Genomic DNA, 15,873 nt, shown 5'->3' with positions numbered 1-15,873 from the left:
CCTCGGGCTCGGGCTTGTGCCGGGCGACCGGGTGATGATCCGCATGGGCAACGAGGCCGACTACGTGCTGACCTACTTCGGCGCGCTCGCGGCCGGGCTGGTGGCCCTGCCCTCCTCGCCGCAGCTGACGCCGGCCGAGGCCGCCTTCCTGATGGAGAATTCCGGGGCCCGCGCGGTGGCGCTGGCCGGCGGCTGCCGGATCGAGCCCGCCGACCTCGGCGACCGCCTGCTGCTCGGGCCGGAGGACATCGCCCGGCTCAAGGGCCACGCGCCGCTCGCCGACTACGCCGACACCGCCGCCGACGACCCGGCCACCCTCGTCTACACCTCCGGCACCACCAGCCGGCCGAAGGGCGTGCTGCACGCCCACCGCACCATCTGGGGCCGTAGGCCGATGCTGGCGCACTGGCTCGGCCTCTCCGAGACCGACGTGATGCTGCATGCCGGCACCATGAACTGGACCTACACGCTGGGCGTCGGCATCACCGACCCCTGGGCGGCCGGCGCCACCGCGGTGCTCTACAACGGGCCGCGCGACCCGGGCGTCTGGCCGCGGCTCATCGCCGAGCAGGGCGCCACCATCTTCGCCGCGGTGCCGAGCCTCTACCGGCAGATCCTGAAATACGGCGACCTCCGCGCGCACGACCTCTCGCGCCTGCGCCACGGCTGCACCGCGGGCGAGGCGCTGCCCGTGGACCTGCTGGAGGCCTGGGAGACCGCCACGGGCAAGCCGCTCTACGAGGCGCTCGGGATGAGCGAGGTCTCGACCTACGTGTCCAGCGGGCCCACCACCCCGGTGCGGCCGGGCTCGCCGGGCCGGCCCCAGCCGGGGCGCCGGGTGGCGATCCTGCCCCGCGAGGGCCACCCCGAGCCGCTGCCGGCGGGCGAGACGGGGCTGCTCGCCGTCCACCGCTCCGAGCCGGGGCTGATGCTGGGCTACTGGAACCGGCCCGACGAGGAGGCGGCGGTGTTCCGCGGCGACTGGTTCTGCGGCGGCGACCTCGCCCGGCTCGACGCGGCGGGCTACCTCTGGTTCGAGGGCCGGGCCGACGACCTGATGAACGCGATGGGCTACCGCGTCTCCCCGAACGAGGTCGAGGGCGTGCTGGCCCTGCACCCGGACGTCGCCGAGGTGGGCGTGAGCGAGCTGCGCGTGCGGGCCGACGTCTCGGTGATCTGCGGCTTCGTGGTGCTGCAGCCGGGGGCCTTGCCCGACGCCGAGGCGCTGCTGGCGTGGTGCCGCGAGCGGCTCGCCGCCTACAAGTGCCCCCGCGAGATCCGCTTCCTGGCAAGCCTCCCTCGCACGCCGAACGGCAAGGTGCAGAGGAAGCGCCTGCCCGAGGCCGCGGCCGCCTGAGGCTTGTCGGGCGCTTGCCCGCCCGCGGGGGCGCCGCTAGGGCGGAGTCCATGTCCGGATCCGCCCCGCTTCCGCTCTCCGTCTTCATCATCGCCCAGAACGAGGCCGACCGCATCGGCGCCGTGATTCGGGCGGTGGCCGACCTCACCGACGACCTCGTCGTAGTGGATTCCGGCTCGACGGACGGGACGCAAGCCTTGGCCGAGAGCCTCGGCGCCCGGGTGATCCACAATCCCTGGCCGGGCTACGGCCCGCAGAAACGCTTCGCGGAAGCCCAGTGCCGCCATCCCTGGCTCCTCAACCTCGACGCCGACGAGGTGGTGCCGCCCGCGCTCGCCGCCGAGATCCGGGCGCTCTTCGCCGCCGGCGAGCCCGCCCGGCCCGCTTGGCGGCTGGCCATCGCGGAGATCTTCCCTGGCGAGAGCCGGCCCCACCGTTGGGCCTACACGCTCACCCCCGTGCGGCTCTACCGGCTCGATGCCGGCCGCTACGCGCCCTCCCCCGTCCACGACCGGGTCGAGCTGAGGCCCGGCATCGAGCCCGGGCTGTTGCGGGCCCGCGTCCACCACTTCTCCGTGCGCTCGCTCGGCGACCAGTTGATCAAGCTCAACCGCTACTCCGACCAGCAGGCCGACGACCTCGAGGCGCGCGGCGTGACGATCCCCGTCTGGCGGGTCTTCGTGGAGCTGCCGGGCAACTTCCTCAAGGCCTATCTCGGCCGGCGCCACTTCGCGCGCGGCACCTACGGTTTCCTGACGGCGATGAACTACGCGATCTCGCGGCATCTGCGCGTCGCCAAGCACTACGAGCGCCGCCGCCGCGCCGCCGCGGGCAACCCGCGCTGGGCAGCTGGTAGCCCGCGGGCCCCGCTTGACCGGAACGGGCCGAACCCGTAGAGCCATCAGCGCCGGAGACGTGGCCGAGAGGCTGAAGGCACTCGTTTGCTAAATGAGCATACCCCTAATAAGGGTATCGAGGGTTCGAATCCCTCCGTCTCCGCCACTACCTTTCGCTCAATAATTGATCCGCCTACCGTTTTGGCGACGTGCAGGCCGTTCAGCCCACAGGTTGGCCTACATCTTGTAGCGGTTCACGGCGAACGCTGTCGAACGATCTTCGCTTCGGCGAGGCTCAGCGTTGGGCCTAGCCATTCCCGAAGCTTGCGATTGGCCGAGCGTTCGCGCCAAGGACTGTGAATCGCTCCGGGTTTCCTGGGGACGAGGGAATCCGCCGAGAGAACCGCGGGGATCAGCCGAACACGTCCCAGCGGATGAACATCGCCACCGAGACGACGGCGAAGATCGCGAGCAGGAGCGGGTTGCCGAGATAGAGCGCGGCGGCGAGCAGCCCCGCCCAGGCGACCAGGATCCCGAGCATGACGGCGATGGCGACGGGGTTCATGCGCGCATCCATGCCATTCCCGGCCGAAGACTTCCATGCCCATCCGTCCATGTCCATCCGACACCGGTCACGCGGCGGGCGGGCGGGGCGTGCGAGGCAGCGGCCGGCTGACGAAGCGGGAGCCGGCGAGCAGGAAGCGCCATGGCGTCCCAGCGGCGCGGGTGATGCCGATGCGCGGGCCCGCCGCCACCGCAACGGCCCCGCCCGGCGGATCGAGGTGGAACGGTGCGCGGTCCAGCGGCAGCCCGTCCTGCGCGCGGGAGACCGCGAGCGCTTGGCAGAGCCGGCCGGGACCGGCGCAGAGCAGCCGCAGCGCCTCGGTGCCGCGGCGGGCCCGCATGGTCTCCAATCCGTCCGTCGGCTCGAGCGCGCGGATCAGCACGGCGCTGCCCGGCTCGCAGACGAGGTTGAGGCACCAGTGCATGCCGTAGGAGCGGTAGACGTAGGCGTGCCCCGGCGGCCCGAACATGCTGGCGTTGCGGGGTGTCGGCCCCGCGAAGCTGTGCGAGGCCGGATCGCTCCGGTCGTAGGCCTCGGTCTCGACGATCGACCCGCCGACCCCGTCGACGAGCAGCCGCCAGCCGATGAGCTCCGGCGCGACCGCGGCGGCGTTGCGGGCGAAGAAGTCGGGTGCCATGGGCCGGGCCCGCGCTTCAGGCACCGAGATCGGCCGCCGCGAGCGCGACGACCCCGCCCTCGACGCCGGCCCGCGCGGACGTAGCGATCGCGCTGGCCACGACCGCGTCCCCGTGGGCGCGGAAGATCGCCATGGCATTGCCCTCCCACGGTCCGCGGGCGTCCTGCAGGGCGCCCTGCCCCACCCGGCAGAGAACGAGGATAGGCTCGTGGGTTATCGTGACGGTCCGGCATCCCGGCGCCCTCTCGCCCAGGCGGGGCTCCTCCTCGGACAGGCGCGTCGGCATCTCGCCACCTCCAGTCTCCGGCCGCGGCGGGCCGCCTCGACCAGCGCCGGACGCCCCCGCGGGGTTCCGCCGCGGCGCCCCGGGCGGATCGCCGCCCCGCGGACCCGAAACCCGGCCGGGGCCGCCGAGGAAGGAGAGGCCGAAAAGGCTGGCGGGCCGATCGGGTGCGCCGGACCGGCGAACCGGACCGGCGCCCCGGCCGTTTCCGGACATGCCCGAGAGCCGCATCGCCTGGACCGCCTCCGACGTCGCCGGCATCCCGCTGCGCCGCCTCGTCGGCCGGGTCGGCCAGATCGAGGTCGGGATCTGCGAGTACGACGGCTCGAACCGGCTTTGGACGTGGTGGAGCCCGCTCGCCGAGGACGTATGGGGCCACGCGCCGAGCGCCGAGGCCGCGCAGCAGCATTGCGAGGCCTGGCTGCGGGCGTGGCTGGAGAACTTCCGGCCGTTCCTCGAGCAGATGTGACCCTCCGTCCGGCCGCGCGGTTTCGATCCCTACGACCCCGCGCCGCTGTCGAGGCGCTCCGTCCCGGCGCGTGCGGGGTCGTCCGCCGCCTCCCCCTCGGCGATGTCGGCGCGCAGGACGGGTGCGCCGAGCGCCGTCATCAACGTGCGCAGACCCTCGATCCAGCGCTCCGCCTCGGCGAGCGAGGCGACCCCCTCGCGGCGGAACGTCTTGTCGGGCTCGATCGTGGCGGTGACGTCGAACAGGCCATCGGGCCTGTCGACGATCCGGCAGAAAACGCGGCGTGCCATGGCGGCATCATATCACAACCTTCCCATGCCGGAACGTTGTGCGCTGATCGATCGCGCCCGAAGGCTTCTGCGGGGCGATCGCGCGGGCTCAGATGCGCGTTCCGTCGCTCTTCGGCGGCCGGCCGCAGCGGAACTGCGTGACGCGCCAGCGGCCGTGGGCGCTCTGCCACGCGGCCATCTGCGGCTGCGCGACCGAGAGACATTGCTGCGGCGTCTGTACCTCGTCGCTGAACAGGTGGACCCGCGTGACGCAATGCCCGGGGTTGTCGGCCAGGCAGGTGAGGAAGTAGAGCCCGTAGAGCAAGACGGTTCTCCCTGTGCGAGACAGGGCGAATCCTCCCGTGGCCGTTTCTCGTAAGCAGTATTGCGGCCCGATTTTCTGCTGGCAAGCACCGTGCCATCCCAATATCGCGGGCGCGCAGAGGTTTTCGTTCGCTGTTGCATGAAGGTCGATGTCCGCACCGCTTTCCGCTACGGCTGGGCGCGGCAGCATCGGGCCGGCGAAGCCGCGCCCCAGGGAGGACGCCGCGCATGACCGAGACCCCGCGCCGCCTCTGGATCCGCGACCCGCTCGCCATCCTGGCCGCGGGGGCGGGCGGCGGCATCGTGGTGGAGGGTACGCGCATCGCCGAGTGCGTGCCCGCCGGCCGCGCGCCGGCCGCGCCCGTCGATGCGGTCTTCGAGGCCGGGCGGCACGTCGTCGTCCCGGGCCTCGTCAACACCCACCACCACGCCTTCCAGACGCTCACGCGGGCGCATCCGGCGGCGCTCGACAAGCCGCTCTTCCCCTGGCTGCAGGCGCTCTATCCGGTCTGGCAACGGATCACCCCGGAGGCGTTCCGCCTCGCGACCCGGCTCGCCTACACGGAGCTGCTGCTCTCCGGCTGCACCACGGCGGGCGACCACCACTACCTCTTCCCGCGGGGACTGGAGGATTCGGTCGACGTGCAGGTCGACGAGGCCCGGGCGCTCGGCATACGCGCCTGCGTCAGCCGCGGCTCGATGAGCCTGTCGCAGGACGAGGGCGGACTGCCGCCGGGCACGCTCGTGCAGGACGACGACGCGATCCTCGCCGATAGCGAGCGGGTGCTGGACCTGTTCCACGATGCCCGGCCCGGCGCGATGGTCCAGGTGGCGCTGGCCCCCTGCTCGCCCTTCGCGGTGACGAAGCGGCTCATGCGCGAGAGCGCGCGCCTCGCCGACCTGCGCGATTGCCGCCTGCACACCCATCTGGGCGAGACGCTGGACGAGGACGCCTACTGCCTCGAACTGTTCGGCCAGCGCCCGGTCGACTACCTTGAGGAGGTCGGCTGGCTCTCCGGGCGCACCTGGCTCGCCCACGGCATCCATTTCGACGATGCCGAGGTGGCGCGCCTGGGGGCCGCCGGTGTCGGGATCTGCCACTGCCCGACCTCCAACATGGTGCTGGCCTCGGGCCGCTGCCGCACCTGCGAGCTGGAGGCGGCGGGATCGCCCGTCGGCCTCGGCGTCGACGGCTCGGCCTCGAACGACAGCTCGAACCTGATGGAGGGCGTGCGCCACGCCCTGATGCTGAACCGCCTGACCTACGGGGCCGAGGCGGTCACCCATCTCGACGCGCTGCGCTGGGCGACGGAGGGCTCGGCCCGCTGCCTCGGGCGCGACGACATCGGGCGCATCGCCCCGGGGCTCGAGGCCGACCTCGCCCTGTTCACGCTGGACGAGCTGCGCTTCTCCGGCGCGCACGACCCGCTCGCGGCGCTGGTCCTCTGCGGCGCGCACCGGGCGGACCGGGTGATGGTCGCGGGCTGCTGGCGGGTCATCGACGGCGAGCCGCTCGGCATCGACGTCCGGGCCCTGCGAGAGGCGCACGGGCGCGTGGCGCGCGAGCTGTTCGGCGCGGCCTGAGGGGGCGCCAGGGCACGCCCGGCTCCCCGTGCGAGGCCGCACCGGCCGGCGACTGGGGCCCTTGCGGCCCGACGCCGGCGAGGCATCATGAACATCGTTCACGTCGCGATCCCGACCGCCCCGGCAAGACCGCCGCCAAGGCCCGGATTTGACGCCGCCGCGCGCCCTGGTCCAACCATGGCGCAGACCGGGAGACCACCATGTTCCGTGCGTTGATGACCGCGCGGCGCTTCGCGCCGCTGTTCTGGTGCCAATTCTTCTCGGCCTTCAACGACAATTTCCTGAAGAACGCGCTCGCCTTCCTGATCCTGTTCAAGGTCGGCGAGGCCGCCGGGGGCAACGCGGGCGTCCTCGTCACGCTGGCGAGTGCCGTGTTCATCGGCCCGTTCTTCATCCTGTCGGGCCTCGGCGGCGAACTGGCCGACCGCTACGACAAGGCCATCATGGCGCGGCGATTGAAATTCGCCGAGATCTTCGCCGCGGGCGCCGCGGCTCTGGGCTTCGTGCTGCACTCGGTGCCGATCCTGTTCGTCGCCCTCGGCCTGTTCGGGGTGATCGCGGCGCTGTTCGGACCGATCAAGTACGGCATCCTGCCCGATCACCTGCGCCGCGCGGAGCTGCCCGCCGGGAACGCGCTGGTCGAGGGCGCGACCTTCCTGGCGATCCTGCTCGGCACCATGACGGCGGGGCTCGCCAGCGCCATGGGCGGCACCGGCCTCGCCTTCGCGGGCCTGATCATGATCTTCGCGGTGCTGTGCTGGCTCTCGGCCCGCCTCATCCCCAGGACCGGCGAGGGCGCGCCCGACCTCGCCATCGACCGCAACGTGCTGCGCTCCACGGTGGCGCTCCTGCGCGACATCTGGGGCGACACGCGCCTGTGGCGCGGCTCGGTCATCGTGAGCTGGTTCTGGCTCGTCGGCGTCGTGGTGCTCTCCCTGCTGCCGGTTCTGGTGAAGGAGCGCTTCCACGGCAGCGAGACCGTGGTGACGCTGCTGCTCGCCCTGTTCTCGGTCGGCATCGCGCTGGGCTCGGGACTCGCCTCCTGGCTCGCCAGCGGCCGGATCGTGCTCCTGCCGACGCCGGTCGGCGCGGTGCTGATGGGCGTGTTCGGGCTCGACCTTGCCTGGACGGTCTCGCACCTGCCGCCGCCCTCGGGCGAGGCGCTCGATGCGCTGGGCTTCCTCGGCACCGCGGGCGGCCTGCGCGCGGCGATCGACTTCCTGGGGCTGGCGGTGGCGGGCGGCCTCTACATCGTGCCGCCCTTCGCGGCCGTGCAGGCCTGGACCGACAAGGCGCGCCGGGCCCGGGTGATCGGCGCCGTCAACGTGCTCACCGCCGCCTTCATGGTGGCCGGCACGCTGGCGCTGGCCGCGCTCCAGGGCCTCGGCGTCTCGATTCCGAGCCTGCTGGCGCTCATCGCCGTGCTGAACCTCGCGGTCGGCGTGGTGGTCTTCGCCACCCTGCCGACGAGCCCGTTCCGCGACGCGCTCTCGATCCTGTTCCGGGCCTTCTACCGGCTGGAGGTGCGGGGCCTGGAGAACGTCGAGAAGGCCGGGCCGAACGCGATCGTGGCGCTGAACCACGTCTCGTTCCTCGACGCGCCGCTGGCCCTCTCGCTCCTCGAGACCGAGCCGGTCTTCGCCATCGACCACGGCATCGCGCAGCGCTGGTGGGTGAAGCCCTTCCTGAAGGTCACGAAGGCGATGCCGCTTGATCCGACCCGGCCGCTCGCCACCCGCACGCTGATCAACGCGGTCAAGGGCGGCGAGACCCTGATCATCTTCCCCGAGGGCCGGCTCACCGTCACGGGCAGCCTGATGAAGGTCTATGACGGGGCCGGGCTCATCGCCGACAAGTCCGGCGCGATGGTGGTGCCGGTGCGCATCGAGGGCCTGGAGCGCACGCTGTTCTCGCGGCTCGCCCGCGATCAGGTGCGCCGCCGCTGGTGGCCGAAGGTGACCGTAACGATCGAGGAGCCGGTGCGGCTGGAAGTCGATCCGGCGCTCAAGGGAAAGGCGCGCCGGCAGGCGGCGGGGGCCGCCCTCTACGGCATCATGTCGAATCTCGTCTTCCGCACCACGGACTTCGACCGGAGCGCGATGGCCGCGCTCTGCGAGGCCGGGGAGCGCCACGGCTGGCGCCGCACGGCGGTCGAGGACCCGGTCACCGGCAGGCTCACCTACGGCCGCCTCGTGATGGGCGCCAACATCCTGGCCCGCAAGCTGATGCCGCTCTGCCCGGAGGGCAAGGCGATCGGCGTGATGCTGCCGAATGCCAACGCGGCGGCCGTGACCTTCTTCGCGCTGAACTCCTCGGGCCGCGTGCCCGCGATGATCAACTTCTCGGCGGGCGCGGCCAACATCCTGGCGGCCTGCCGGGCGGCGGAGGTCTCGAAGATCCTCACCTCCCGCGCCTTCATCGAGAAGGGCCGGCTCGGGGCCGTCGTCGAGGCGGTCGGGGCGCAGGTCGAGATCGTCTACCTGGAGGACGTGCGGGCGACCATCGCCACGGGCGACAAGATCCGCGGTCTCCTGGCGCGGCGCGCGCCGCTCGTGGCGCGGCGCGGGGACGACCCGGCCGCGATCCTGTTCACCTCGGGCAGCGAGGGCGCCCCGAAGGGCGTGGTGCTGGCCAACCGCAACATGCTGGCCAACACCGTGCAGGTCGCGGCACGGATCGATTTCGGCCCCCGTGACCGGGTTTTCAACGTGCTGCCGGTCTTCCACGCCTTCGGACTGACCGCGGGGCTGGTGCTGCCGCTGGTGTCAGGGGTCCCGGTCTATCTCTACCCCTCGCCCCTGCACTACCGGATCGTGCCGGAGCTGATCTACGGCTCGAACGCCACGGTCCTGTTCGGCACCGACACCTTCCTGCGCGGCTACGCGAAGGCCGCCAACGCCTACGACCTGCGCTCCCTGCGCTACGTCGTGGCGGGCGCCGAGCCCGTGAAGGATTCGACCCGGCAGACCTGGGGCGAGAAGTTCGGCCTGCGCATCCTAGAGGGCTACGGCGTCACCGAGTGCGGCCCGGTGGTGGCGCTCAACACGCCGATGTTCAACCGCTTCGGCACGGTCGGTCGGCTCCTGCCGGGCATGGAGTGGCGCCTGGAGCCGGTCCCGGGCATCGAGGAGGGCGGCCGCCTCTCCGTGCGGGGTCCCAATGTGATGCTGGGCTACCTGCGCAGCGAGCGGCCCGGGGTGCTGGAGGCGCCGCCGCAGGGCTGGCACGACACCGGCGACATCGTCGCGATCGACCCGCTCGGCTTCGTGACGATCAAGGGCCGGGCCAAGCGCTTCGCGAAGATCGCGGGCGAGATGGTGTCACTCGCCTCGGTCGAGGCGCTGGCCGCCGACCTCTGGCCCGAGGCGCCGAGCGCCGTCGCGGCGCTTCCCGACGCCCGCAAGGGCGAGCGGCTGGTGCTGTTCACGGAAGCCAGGGACGCGACGCGGGCGGCCTACCAGAGCTTCGCCAAGAGCCGCGGCGCGCCCGAGATCGCGGTGCCCGCCGAGGTGGTGGTGCTCGACCGCGTCCCGATGCTGGGCACCGGCAAGGTCGATCAGGTCGCGGTCGCCAAGCTCGCCCGCGAGCGTGCGGAGACCTCCGCGGCGGCCTGAGCGCCGGCCCCGGCGGGAGCGGGGCCGGCGAGACCTACTTGTCGTGGTGGCCGGCAGCGATCCGGTCGGTCAGCGCCATCAGGATCCCCGAGACGACGAAGACCATGTGGATTCCCACGAGCCAGTACAGCTCGCGATCCGAGTAGGCCTTCACGTCCATGAAGGATTTCAGGAGCTGGATCGCCGAGATCGCCACGATCGACGACATCAGCTTGAGCTTGAGGCCCGTGAAGTCGATCGTCCCCATCCACTCCGGCCAGTCCTTGTGGTCCGTGTGGTCGAATTTGGAGACGAAGTTCTCGTAACCGGAGAACATCACGATGATCAGCAGGGATGCGGTGAAGGAGAGATCGACCAGCGTCAGAACGCCGAGGATGGTCTGGGACTCGTTCGACTCCCACGCGTGCAGGATGAAATGGCCGAGCTCCTGCAGCAGCTTGACCAAGAGGACGACGAGCCCGATCGCCAGCGCCGCGTAGAACGGCGCCAGGAGCCAGCGGCAGGCGAACAGGGCTCGCTCGAACGCGCGTTCCAACACCTCGATCCTCTCCCGCCCGTGTGAACGGGCGGGATGTCGCACGGGGCGGCGACAGCGGCAAGACGAAGCTTGGCGGGGCGCGCCCGCGCGGCCTCCTCAGGCGGCCACGCCGGTTCCGACCGGGCAGGTCACACCGGTGCCGCCGAGGCCGCAATAGCCGCCCGGGTTCTTGGCGAGGTACTGCTGGTGATAGCCTTCCGCGAAGTAGAACGTCTCGAGGGGCACGATCTCGGTGGTGACGTCCGGGAATCCCTGCGCCTTCAGGGCGCTCGCGTAGGCGGAGCGCACGGCGCGCGCCGTCTCCTCCTGGGCCGGACCGCTGGTGTAGATGCCGGAGCGGTACTGCGTGCCGACGTCGTTGCCCTGACGCATTCCCTGCGTCGGATCGTGGCTCTCGAAAAAGGTGCGCAGCACCGATTCGAGCGGCAGCACCGCCGGGTCGAAGGCCACCAGCACCACCTCGTTGTGCCCGGTCAGGCCGGAGCAGACCTCCTCGTAGGTCGGGTTCGGCGTGAGGCCGCCCGCGTAGCCGACGGCGGTGACGAAGACGCCTTCGGGCAGCTGCCAGAAGCGGCGCTCGGCACCCCAGAAGCAGCCGAGCCCGAGCACGATCGTCTCGATGCCCTCCGGATAGGGACCCTTCAGCGGGTGGCCGTTGACGAAGTGCCGCTCGGCCGTCGGCAGCGGGGTCGCTCGGCCCGGCAGGGCCTCGGCCGCGGTCGGCATCTCGGGCCGCTTGCGGAACAGAAACATGGGGATCTCCGATGGTCTCTCGGGTTCGTTCCCTGATATGGGGAGGCGGGCCGCGCGCGTGTAGCGCGGCCGGGGGCACGGGTGCCGCGGCGGCGCGCTTGCCGCGGAAGCGGGACGGGGGACGACCACGCGCATGGAAGCCGCCGGCCCGGGACGTTTGCTCGACCGCCTGCAGGGCGAATCGCATCGCGGGGATCCCTTCGCGGCGGCGGTGCGCGCTACGCGGATGCCGATGATCGTCACGGACCCGCACCAGTTCGACAACCCGATCGTGTTCGCCAACAGCGCCTTCCTGGCGCTGACCGGCTACGAGCGCTTCGAGGTGGTGGGGCGCAACTGCCGCTTCCTGCAGGGGCCGGAGACCGACCCTGAGGCGGTGGCGCGGATCCGCGCGGCGGTGCGGGCCGAGGCGGCGATCACGATCGACCTGCTGAACTACCGCCGGGACGGCTCGACCTTCCGCAACGCCCTCTATGTCGGCCCCGTCCACGACGATTCGGGCGCGTTGCGCTACTTCTTCGCCTCGCAGCTCGACGTGAGCGAGCGCTACTGGCTCCTCGACGAGATCGCGGCCCTCAGGGACCGTCTCGCCGCGGCGGAGGCCCGCCTCACGGACGGGTGAGGAACCCGATCGGCTCGCGCGAGGGCTGTCCGAGCCAGAGGAGGGCCGCGCCCAGCACGAGGCCGATCAGCGAGGCCGGCGCCAGGGTCAGCGGCAGCACCGCGAGGTCCCAGAGCCAGGGCGCGACGTCTTGCACGGCGGCCTGAAGGCCCGCGGCCTTGTCCTTGAACAGGGTGAGGAGCACGTCCGACAGCGAGGTTACCCGCAGCCCATTGTTGGCGATGGAGCGCGCACCGTCATAGACCAGGGCCACGAAACCTCCGGCCAGGCACAGGAAGCCGAGAAGGCGGCTGAGGAAGCGGAGCATCGCGCGAGGGGTCCTGACGATCCGGGGCCTGCCCGGACTTGCCCGGACGCGGTGGCGTAGGGCCAGGCCGGGACCAGCGCAAGACGGGCGGGCTTCCGCCCCGCGTTGCGGCGCCGGGGCGCCCGTGCGAGACGGGCGCGGACTTCCCTCACAGGACAATGCGGTGAACCCTACGGTGGACGAGGTCGGCCTGCGGCCAGCCCTGGTGATCTTCGACTGCGATGGCGTGCTCGTCGACAGCGAGCCGATCAGCCTCGCCTGCCTCACGGCCGGGCTCAACCGGATCGGCGTCGACATCGACGTCGAGACCGTGCGGGCGCGCTTCGCCGGCACTGCGATGCCCTCGATCATGCAGCACGTCGCCCGCGACTACGGCATCGCGGCGCCGGAGGGGTTCGTCGAGGCGGTGAAGGCCGAGACGCTGCGCGCCTTCGACGCCGAGTTGCGCGCGATGGCGGGCGCCTCCGAGGCGATCGCGGCCCTCGACCTGCCGCGCTGCGTCGCATCGAGCAGCGATCCCGTGCGGCTCGGGCACTCGCTCGGCCTGACGGGGCTGCTGCCGCTCTTCGAGGGCCGGGTCTTCTCCTCGGTCGAGGTGGCGCGCGGCAAGCCCTTCCCGGACCTGTTCCTGCACGCCGCCGCCCGCATGGGCTTCGCGCCGGAATCCTGCCTCGTCGTCGAGGACAGCGTGCCGGGCGTCACCGCCGCGCGCGCGGCCGGGATGCGGGTCGTCGGCTTCACGGGCGGCGGGCACTGGGGCCACGACCCGCTGGGCGCCGACCTCACCGCGGCGGGCGCCGAGCGGGTGGTGTGCGACTATCCAGCCCTCGTCCGGATCATCGCGGGTGCGCAGGCGCCCTGACGAAGGTGCGGCCAGCCGCGCCGCCTACGCCCTCGTTCGACGGTCCAGCGGTATGCGCCTGAACCACGCGGCGCTCCCTCCGGAAGACCCGTCAGATGGATCCGACGATCCTCCTGAGGTCGCACGATCCGACGCGGCTGGCAGAAACCGGCACCAAGCGCGGCCTGAGCCCGTTTTCGTGCCAGGCCGAGCCCGAATTTCAAAAGATCGTTCCGTTGACGCGAAACCGCATCACCCACATCTTATGAGTGCCGGAGGATGGACTGCTTGCCTCCGGCCGCGGTGATTTGAAGAGCGTAGCTTGCGCCGCGATAACAAACGCTAAAGCACCACGCGGTCGATGGTTCTATCCAAGGCTTCGTGGTCCTTCTGTAGGAGGACATCGCGTGACCTTATCGTATGTTGGCATTCTCCACGCCCGGTCCCGTATCCACGGCCGATCTGACGGTCGCTGTCGGCGCTGAGCTTCCCGCCCGAGCGGGATCGCCTCGTCTCACGCCCCTACCACCGCAGACATGCCGGCCCTCCGCCGGCCCGCAGGAGCCATTCGCCAGATGACCCATCCGTTCGTCGCCGACCCGTTCGCGGAGGCGCGCGCCGACGTGCGCGCGCAGAGCGAGACCATTCCGACCCGCATCATCGAGGTGGGCGAGACAGCCGCCGGGATCGCCGTGCCCGAGGGGCACGGGGTGCGCTTCTTCTCCTCCGCCCGCGCCTTCGACAGCCTCGACGGCACCCTCTTCCGCAACGCCGAGCAGGCCGCGCGGGCCGCGCGGGAGCGCTCGCGCGCCCTGGGTCGCCGCAGCGCCTGAGCGCCGGACCCTCAGCCGGCCCAGACCTCGCCGTAGAGCGCCTCGATCTCCGCCGCGCTCGGCTCGACCGGGTTGTTGGCGGGCGAGCCGGAGGCGAGAGCTTGGCGGGCCATCAGCGGCGTCAGCTCTCGCCAGCGGGCGGCGTTGAGGCCGTAGGCGGCGGGGCTCGGCACCTCCAGCTCGGCGTTGAGCGCCCGCAACTCCGCGATCAGGCGCTCGACGGCGAGGCCGTCGCCCTCCCCTTCGGCCGCCACCCCCATGGCGCGGGCGCAAGCCGCGTAGCGGGCGAGCGCGGCGGGCGCCGAGAAGGCGGTGACCGCGGGCAGCAGCATGGCGTTGGAAAGTCCGTGCGCGACGTGGAAATGCGCGCCGATCGGCCGGCTCATCCCGTGGACCAGCGCGACCGAGCTGTTCGAGAAGGCGATGCCCGCCTGGGTCGCGCCGACCATCATCGCCTCGCGCGCCGCCCGGTCGCCGGGATCGGTCCAGACCCGGCGCAGGTTCGGCGCGATCGCCCGCATCGCCGAGAGCGCCATGCCGTCCGAGAACGGGTTGGCACGCTTGGAGACGTAAGCCTCGATCGCGTGTGTCAGCGCGTCGATGCCGGTGTCGGCCGTGAGCCGGCGGGGCTTCGAGAGCGTCAGCTCGTAATCGACCAGCGCCGCGACCGGCAGGTAGGCGAGCCCGATGCAGAGCATCTTCTCGTCGGTCTCGGAATCCGTCACGATGGTGAAGCGCGTCGCCTCCGACCCTGTGCCGGCGGTGGTCGGGATCGCGATGATGGGCAGGCCCGGCGCGTCCTGGAGGTGCGGCGCCTTGTAGCCCTGCATCGCACCGCCGAAGCGCGCCAGCACCGCAACGGCCTTGGCCGTGTCCATCGGGCTGCCGCCGCCGAAGCCGACGACGCAGTCGTGCTCGCCCGATCGCAGGGCGGCGAGCGCTGCCTCGACCGAGGCGACGGTCGGGTCCGGCACCGTGTCGCTGAAGACGGCGGCCTCCAGCCCCGCGCCCCGCAGACCCGCGACCAGCGCCTCCACCCGCCCGCTGCCCGCGAGGTAGGGGTCGGTGACGATGAAGGGGCGCTTCAAGCCGAGTTGACCCAGGACCTCCGGCAGCAGCGCCGAGGCCCCGGCCCCGATCCGCATCAGGCGCGGCAGAGCGATCGCGTGGGCCATGGTTCCTCCGGCATGTGCGCCGCCCGTCCGGCGGCCTCTTCCTTGATCGGCGGCGACGCTAGACTGCGCCCGCGCCGGAGAACAGCCCCTGCGCCGCCGCGACCTCGCGGGCGATGAAGGCCGCGACCGCGCGGATGTGCGGCGCCTTCCGGTTGTCCTCGTGGACGTGCATGTGGAAAGCGCGGGTGAGCGCGAGCGCGTCGGGCAACACCGGCACCAGACCCGGATAGGTCGGGACGATGAAGGCCGGCAGGATGCACAGGCCCGCGCCCGAGAGCGTCGCGTGCACCTGGGCCAGCAGATTGGTGCTGCGGATGCGCGCCACCGTATCCGGGCCCACCACGTTCAGATAGTTAAGCTCGCGCGCAAACAGCATATCCTCGATGTAGCCCACGAAGGGATGGCGCCCGAGATCGGCCACCGTGCGGATCGGCGCGGCCCCCGCGAGATAGCGCGGCGCGGCGTAGACGCCGAGGCGGTAATCGGTGAGCCGGCGCGTCACCACCCGCGCCTGCTGCGGGCTCGACAGGCTGATCACGATGTCGGCCTCCCGCTTCGACAGGCTGAAGATCCGGGCGGTGGCCAGGATCTCGATCTCCAGGTCCGGGTGCTGGCGCGTCAGCCGGTGGGTCCGGGGCGCCAGGAACACGCTGCCGAACGCGTCCGGTGCGCCGACCCGAACCGTGCCGGAGACCGTGCGCCCGGCCTTCGGCGCGGCACTCGCCGAGAGGAAGGCGCTCTCCATCGCCTCCGCGGTGGCCAGCAGCCCCTCGCCGGCCTCGGTCAGCGCGTAGCCGAGGTTGCTCCGGTGGAACAGCGAGCGGTCGAGCCCCTCCTCCAGGGCCCTGTCTCTTATACACATCTCC

General features: G+C 71.8%; 18 protein-coding genes, 1 tRNA gene and 1 pseudogene. 10 read left to right on the top strand and 10 right to left on the bottom strand.

What is annotated here, in order from left to right; genetic code table 11:
• The 3 genes from AX737_RS28035 to AX737_RS28025 form a co-directional block, all read left to right on the top strand.
• Window positions 1-1,357: AMP-binding protein (locus tag AX737_RS28035; protein WP_066927157.1), on the top strand; the 1,357-nt coding region annotated here is incomplete at its 5' end.
• 50 nt (window positions 1,358-1,407) lie between these two features.
• A complete protein-coding gene (locus AX737_RS28030; protein WP_082773344.1) occupies window positions 1,408-2,253 on the top strand; it encodes a glycosyltransferase family 2 protein in 846 nt (281 codons plus the stop codon).
• 13 nt (window positions 2,254-2,266) lie between these two features.
• A tRNA-Ser gene (locus tag AX737_RS28025) sits at window positions 2,267-2,359 on the top strand.
• 246 nt (window positions 2,360-2,605) lie between these two features.
• Here the strand turns inward: AX737_RS28025 and AX737_RS34965 are convergent.
• The 3 genes from AX737_RS34965 to AX737_RS28015 all read right to left on the bottom strand — a co-directional run bounded on the left by AX737_RS34965 (window position 2,606) and on the right by AX737_RS28015 (window position 3,681).
• Window positions 2,606-2,758 carry a hypothetical protein gene (locus AX737_RS34965; RefSeq protein WP_197430748.1) on the bottom strand — a complete coding sequence of 51 codons (153 nt, stop codon included), beginning with the start codon at window positions 2,756-2,758 and terminating at the stop codon, window positions 2,606-2,608.
• Between the two features lie 67 nt (window positions 2,759-2,825).
• Entirely contained in the window at window positions 2,826-3,395 is a 570-nt protein-coding gene (locus tag AX737_RS28020) for a DNA-3-methyladenine glycosylase (RefSeq protein ID WP_066927155.1), read from the bottom strand.
• A gap of 16 nt (window positions 3,396-3,411) precedes the next feature.
• On the bottom strand, window positions 3,412-3,681 hold the full coding sequence (locus AX737_RS28015; RefSeq protein WP_066927154.1) for a hypothetical protein: 270 nt from the start codon (window positions 3,679-3,681) through the stop codon (window positions 3,412-3,414).
• A gap of 211 nt (window positions 3,682-3,892) precedes the next feature.
• Here AX737_RS28015 and AX737_RS28010 point away from each other — a divergent pair, with 211 nt between their 5' ends.
• On the top strand, window positions 3,893-4,147 hold the full coding sequence (locus tag AX737_RS28010; protein ID WP_066927152.1) for a hypothetical protein: 255 nt from the start codon (window positions 3,893-3,895) through the stop codon (window positions 4,145-4,147).
• Window positions 4,148-4,176: 29 nt separating this feature from the next.
• On the opposite strand, the gene AX737_RS28005 is transcribed toward AX737_RS28010, so the two are convergent.
• Window positions 4,177-4,437: a hypothetical protein gene (locus tag AX737_RS28005; RefSeq protein WP_066927150.1), complete on the bottom strand. Its 261-nt coding sequence runs from the start codon at window positions 4,435-4,437 to the stop codon at window positions 4,177-4,179.
• Window positions 4,438-4,525: 88 nt separating this feature from the next.
• Window positions 4,526-4,741 (bottom strand): hypothetical protein, encoded by a 216-nt coding sequence (locus AX737_RS28000; RefSeq protein ID WP_066927148.1) that lies wholly within the window; start codon window positions 4,739-4,741, stop codon window positions 4,526-4,528.
• A 227-nt stretch (window positions 4,742-4,968) separates the two neighbouring features.
• Between AX737_RS28000 and AX737_RS27995 the strand changes: the two genes are divergently transcribed.
• Window positions 4,969-6,324: an 8-oxoguanine deaminase gene (locus AX737_RS27995; RefSeq protein WP_066927146.1), complete on the top strand. Its 1,356-nt coding sequence runs from the start codon at window positions 4,969-4,971 to the stop codon at window positions 6,322-6,324.
• A gap of 200 nt (window positions 6,325-6,524) precedes the next feature.
• Window positions 6,525-9,938, top strand: a complete 3,414-nt coding sequence (locus AX737_RS27990) for an acyl-[ACP]--phospholipid O-acyltransferase (RefSeq protein WP_066927144.1) — start codon at window positions 6,525-6,527, stop codon at window positions 9,936-9,938.
• Window positions 9,939-9,972: 34 nt separating this feature from the next.
• Here AX737_RS27990 and AX737_RS27985 read toward each other — a convergent pair whose 3' ends face one another.
• Complete coding sequence (locus tag AX737_RS27985) at window positions 9,973-10,476, bottom strand: TIGR00645 family protein (protein WP_066927142.1); 504 nt, start codon at window positions 10,474-10,476, stop codon at window positions 9,973-9,975.
• Window positions 10,477-10,572: 96 nt separating this feature from the next.
• Window positions 10,573-11,229 carry a peptide-methionine (S)-S-oxide reductase MsrA gene (gene msrA, locus AX737_RS27980; RefSeq protein WP_066927140.1) on the bottom strand — a complete coding sequence of 219 codons (657 nt, stop codon included), beginning with the start codon at window positions 11,227-11,229 and terminating at the stop codon, window positions 10,573-10,575.
• A gap of 133 nt (window positions 11,230-11,362) precedes the next feature.
• Between msrA and AX737_RS27975 the strand changes: the two are divergent.
• Window positions 11,363-11,827 (top strand): annotated as a pseudogene (locus AX737_RS27975) (PAS domain-containing protein); the annotation flags it as partial.
• 10 nt (window positions 11,828-11,837) lie between these two features.
• Here AX737_RS27975 and AX737_RS27970 read toward each other — a convergent pair.
• Window positions 11,838-12,158, bottom strand: coding sequence for a PetM family of cytochrome b6f complex subunit 7 (locus AX737_RS27970; protein ID WP_066927138.1), 321 nt, complete (start codon window positions 12,156-12,158; stop codon window positions 11,838-11,840).
• A 163-nt stretch (window positions 12,159-12,321) separates the two neighbouring features.
• Between AX737_RS27970 and AX737_RS27965 the strand changes: the two genes are divergently transcribed.
• The 3 genes from AX737_RS27965 (at window position 12,322) to AX737_RS27960 (ending at window position 13,832) form a co-directional block, all read left to right on the top strand.
• Window positions 12,322-13,020 (top strand): HAD family hydrolase, encoded by a 699-nt coding sequence (locus AX737_RS27965; RefSeq protein WP_238230313.1) that lies wholly within the window; start codon window positions 12,322-12,324, stop codon window positions 13,018-13,020.
• A 95-nt stretch (window positions 13,021-13,115) separates the two neighbouring features.
• Entirely contained in the window at window positions 13,116-13,268 is a 153-nt protein-coding gene (locus AX737_RS33770) for a hypothetical protein (protein WP_156454005.1), read from the top strand.
• A 306-nt stretch (window positions 13,269-13,574) separates the two neighbouring features.
• Entirely contained in the window at window positions 13,575-13,832 is a 258-nt protein-coding gene (locus AX737_RS27960) for a hypothetical protein (RefSeq protein WP_066927136.1), read from the top strand.
• Between the two features lie 11 nt (window positions 13,833-13,843).
• Here AX737_RS27960 and AX737_RS27955 read toward each other — a convergent pair whose 3' ends face one another.
• Together AX737_RS27955 and AX737_RS27950 are read right to left on the bottom strand one after the other, a co-directional pair.
• Entirely contained in the window at window positions 13,844-15,007 is a 1,164-nt protein-coding gene (locus tag AX737_RS27955) for an iron-containing alcohol dehydrogenase (RefSeq protein ID WP_066927135.1), read from the bottom strand.
• Window positions 15,008-15,065: 58 nt separating this feature from the next.
• On the bottom strand, window positions 15,066-15,873 hold an 808-nt coding region (locus AX737_RS27950; RefSeq protein ID WP_066927134.1), incomplete at its 5' end, for a LysR substrate-binding domain-containing protein.

Source organism: Methylobacterium sp. CCH5-D2 (assembly GCF_001556475.1).
Lineage (GTDB): Bacteria > Pseudomonadota > Alphaproteobacteria > Rhizobiales > Beijerinckiaceae > Methylobacterium > Methylobacterium hispanicum.
Note: the sequence above shows the minus strand (reverse complement) of the source record. Positions and strands in the feature narration are given on the sequence as shown.

Coding starts and splice junctions, on each gene's coding strand:
- AX737_RS27960 (WP_066927136.1), top strand. CDS start 13,575: ATGACCCATCCGTTCGTCGCCGACCCGTTCGCGGAGGCGCGCGCCGAC.
- AX737_RS28005 (WP_066927150.1), bottom strand. CDS start 4,437: ATGGCACGCCGCGTTTTCTGCCGGATCGTCGACAGGCCCGATGGCCTG.
- AX737_RS28020 (WP_066927155.1), bottom strand. CDS start 3,395: ATGGCACCCGACTTCTTCGCCCGCAACGCCGCCGCGGTCGCGCCGGAG.
- AX737_RS27990 (WP_066927144.1), top strand. CDS start 6,525: ATGTTCCGTGCGTTGATGACCGCGCGGCGCTTCGCGCCGCTGTTCTGG.
- AX737_RS27955 (WP_066927135.1), bottom strand. CDS start 15,007: ATGGCCCACGCGATCGCTCTGCCGCGCCTGATGCGGATCGGGGCCGGG.
- AX737_RS28030 (WP_082773344.1), top strand. CDS start 1,408: ATGTCCGGATCCGCCCCGCTTCCGCTCTCCGTCTTCATCATCGCCCAG.
- AX737_RS28010 (WP_066927152.1), top strand. CDS start 3,893: ATGCCCGAGAGCCGCATCGCCTGGACCGCCTCCGACGTCGCCGGCATC.
- AX737_RS27970 (WP_066927138.1), bottom strand. CDS start 12,158: ATGCTCCGCTTCCTCAGCCGCCTTCTCGGCTTCCTGTGCCTGGCCGGA.
- AX737_RS28015 (WP_066927154.1), bottom strand. CDS start 3,681: ATGCCGACGCGCCTGTCCGAGGAGGAGCCCCGCCTGGGCGAGAGGGCG.
- AX737_RS27995 (WP_066927146.1), top strand. CDS start 4,969: ATGACCGAGACCCCGCGCCGCCTCTGGATCCGCGACCCGCTCGCCATC.
- msrA (WP_066927140.1), bottom strand. CDS start 11,229: ATGTTTCTGTTCCGCAAGCGGCCCGAGATGCCGACCGCGGCCGAGGCC.
- AX737_RS33770 (WP_156454005.1), top strand. CDS start 13,116: ATGGATCCGACGATCCTCCTGAGGTCGCACGATCCGACGCGGCTGGCA.
- AX737_RS34965 (WP_197430748.1), bottom strand. CDS start 2,758: ATGAACCCCGTCGCCATCGCCGTCATGCTCGGGATCCTGGTCGCCTGG.